This is a genomic window from Micromonospora sp. NPDC093277 (assembly GCF_044765245.1).
Lineage (GTDB): Bacteria > Actinomycetota > Actinomycetes > Mycobacteriales > Micromonosporaceae > Micromonospora.
On sequence record NZ_JBIWJO010000042.1, the window covers coordinates 1 to 1,364 of the forward strand.

At 68.3% G+C, this 1,364-nt stretch carries 1 protein-coding gene; it reads left to right on the top strand.

Annotated features, from left to right (window positions below; translation table 11 throughout):
- Positions 1 to 150: 150 nt before the first annotated feature.
- Positions 151 to 1,364 (top strand): ISAs1 family transposase (locus tag ACIRG9_RS31575; RefSeq protein ID WP_402864211.1); only part of this gene is annotated, 1,214 nt, incomplete at its 3' end.

Consider the following 1,364-nt stretch of genomic DNA (forward strand, 5'->3'; position numbering starts at 1 on the left):
GCAGGGCTATTGCGTGTTCGGTTCGCGGGTCGTTGAGCTGGGGGTTCGCGGGGTGAGTGGCCTACCTGGAGGCGAATGAAGCGGGTGAGGCCATCCAGGTGATCATGGAGTTCTCGACGCTCTATGACACCTTGAGGAACCTCACCCGCGATGTCAGCATGCCTGATTCCCGTACTGTCCGCAGTCGCGGCCCCCACCAACACGCCACCGCAGCAAGTCACCGGCAGTGAGCACGCCACGCTGATGCACGCGTTGTCCGCCGTGGTCGATCCCCGCTCACTACGCGGTGCCCGCTACCCCCTGGCCGGGCTGCTGGCGGTCGCGGTCTGCGCGGTGCTGGCTGGCGCGTCGTCGTTCGCGGCTATCGCCGACTGGGCGCACGACCTCGACGAGCTTGCCCGCGCAAGGCTTGGGCTCATCCGCCGGGTTCCGGCCGCCACCACGATCTGGCGGGTGCTGACCCGCCTGGACGCCGACCATCTCGCCGTGGTCCTGGCTGGTTGGCTGCGCACCCGCACCCCACCACCGGCCACTGCGCGACCCAGGCGTCACCGGATCGTCATCGCCGTCGACGGCAAAACCATGCGTGCCGCCCGCCGTGCCGACGGCACTCGGGTCCACCTGCTGTCGGCACTGGACACCAGTACCGGCATCATCCTGGCCCAGGTCACCGTGGCGGCCAAGAGCAACGAGATTCCGGCGTTCACCCCACTACTCGACGCGCTCGAGCAGGTGCTGGGCAACCTCCACGGCCTGGTCTTCGTCGCGGACGCCCTGCACACACAGACCTGCCACGCCAAGGAGATCGCCACCCGTGGCGCCCATCTACTCGTGCCGGTGAAGGCCAACCAGCCGACCCTGTTCGCCCATCTCAAGGCCCTACCCTGGGCGCAGGTCCCCGCCGGTGACCGCCGCCGCGAACACGGCCACGGCCGCCGCGAGACCCGTACCGTCAAGGCCCTGACCGTAGCCACCCCCGGCGGGCTGCCGTTCCCGCACGCCGAACAGGCCATGCGGATCACCCGCACCCGCACCGTCGCCGGCAAGACCAGCCGAGAGACGGCCTACTACACTGTGTCGCTGCCAGCCGAGCACGCCCAACCAGCGGATCTGCAGGACTGGGTACGGCGGGAGTGGCTGATCGAAAACCAGGTACACCACGTCCGCGACGTGACCTTCCGTGAAGACCTCCACCAGGCCAGGACCGGCACCGGCCCCGCCGTCATCGCGACGCTACGTAACACCGCAATCGGCTTTCACCGCACCAACGGCGAGACCAACATCGCCCGTGCCACCCGACGTGCCAGCCATCGTCCACACGACCTCATCACCGTGGTGACCAGCAGTTATCTCAGAACGCAATG